Source organism: Hydrogenivirga sp. 128-5-R1-1, assembly GCF_000171895.1.
This window is the reverse complement of sequence record NZ_ABHJ01000322.1, coordinates 1-1,541: the sequence shown is the minus strand read 5'-3', so window position 1 is coordinate 1,541 and position 1,541 is coordinate 1. Positions and strand designations below refer to the sequence as shown.

2 protein-coding genes are annotated in these 1,541 nt (G+C 32.0%); one reads left to right on the top strand and one right to left on the bottom strand.

Annotated elements, in window-relative coordinates; translation table 11 throughout:
• The first annotated feature begins 10 nt into the window (after positions 1 to 10).
• On the top strand, positions 11 to 850 hold the full coding sequence (panC, locus tag HG1285_RS01985) for a pantoate--beta-alanine ligase (RefSeq protein WP_032497120.1): 840 nt from the start codon (positions 11 to 13) through the stop codon (positions 848 to 850).
• On the opposite strand, the gene HG1285_RS01990 is transcribed toward panC, so the two are convergent.
• On the bottom strand, positions 847 to 1,341 hold the full coding sequence (locus HG1285_RS01990) for a DUF2628 domain-containing protein (protein ID WP_008289248.1): 495 nt from the start codon (positions 1,339 to 1,341) through the stop codon (positions 847 to 849). The genes panC and HG1285_RS01990 overlap by 4 nt on opposite strands.
• Between the last annotated feature and the right edge of the window lie 200 nt (positions 1,342 to 1,541).

Genomic DNA, 1,541 nt, shown 5'->3' with positions numbered 1-1,541 from the left:
GATAATGCAAATGCTTATAACAGATATAAAGTCAATGAAAGAAATCTCAGAGAAGTTAAGGAAAGAAGGTAAAAGTATTGGATTTGTTCCTACTATGGGTTATCTTCATGAAGGACATATATCTTTAATGGAATGTTCCAAAAAGGAAAACGATATAACAGTTGTAAGTATTTTCGTAAATCCTACCCAGTTTGGAAAAAATGAAGATTTAGATAAATATCCCCGTGATTTAGAAAGGGACTTAAAAATATGTAAAGAAGTTGGCGTTAACTATGTTTTCTATCCATCTGTGGAGCAGATGTATCCTGCAGGATATTCCACATATGTAATTATGGAAAGTTTAGTTGATAGACTTTGCGGTGCTTTTAGACCAGGACATTTTAAAGGCGTTTTGACTGTCGTAAATAAGCTTTTTAACATTGTAAAACCTGATAGAGCATATTTTGGCAAAAAAGACTATCAGCAGTATGTTGTTATAAAAAAGATGGTTAAAGATTTAAATATGGACATACAGATTATAGGCTGTCCTTTAATAAGAGAAAAAGATGGTCTTGCTTTGTCTTCCAGAAATAAATATTTGTCTAAAGAAGAAAGAGAATCAGCCCTTTCTTTAAGTAAAGCTCTTTTTAAGGCAAAACAGCTTTTTGAAAAAGGTGAAACAGATGTTTCTAAACTAAAAGAAGAAATGGAAAAAATAATGAGGAGTTATCCTCATGTAAAAGAAATACAGTATATAGAAATAGTAAATCCAGAAAACTTAGAACCAAAAGAAAAAGCAGAAAAAGGAGATATTATCCTTGTAGCTGCCTTTGTTGGTTCTACCCGCTTAATAGATAATATTCAGCTTTAAAAATTAGTATATGTGTAGTTTCCCATCATGGAATATGAAATTAAAACTAATACAACAGAAATAGCTATTGTCATAAGCAGTACTATGAATATTCCTCCTATTGATGTACCGCCAGCTTTTACAACCTGTGCTTTAAACTCGTTTTCATCTGGGAAAGCCGTTCTTAACTGTGTAAGTTTATTGTATGTAAATTTTCCGTATAAATAATTACCTACTGCCCCAATTCCAAACCATAAACCAAGCCAAATCAATATTCCTATAAATGGAATAACTGTTAAAACATTTAAAAGGATGTATATAAAAGCATAAAAATACATTTTTCTATAACCTATCCATGGAGCAGTTGCTAAGAAAGCTGCCCAGTTCCACGAAAATTTTGAACCACTTGCAGCCATAATTTTCCATTTTGCAAGATAATAATCTGAATTCTTTTGCACAAAACTTCTAATTGTTTCTTCATCAAATTCTTCAATTAATCTTTTGATTTCCATTTTTCTCCTCCTGCAAAAAATTAGTTTATATTTTTAAATAGAATAAGTTTTTAAAATAAAGCGAGGGACAAAGACTCCATTTTTCATAGGCTCTAAAGCCTCTTAGGGAGTATGTCCCCCTGTCCCTCAAAACCCAATTACTTGATTGGGCTATTAAGCCCCTGCCAGTCGGGAGGATGGTTATGAGGGACTTTAAAAAT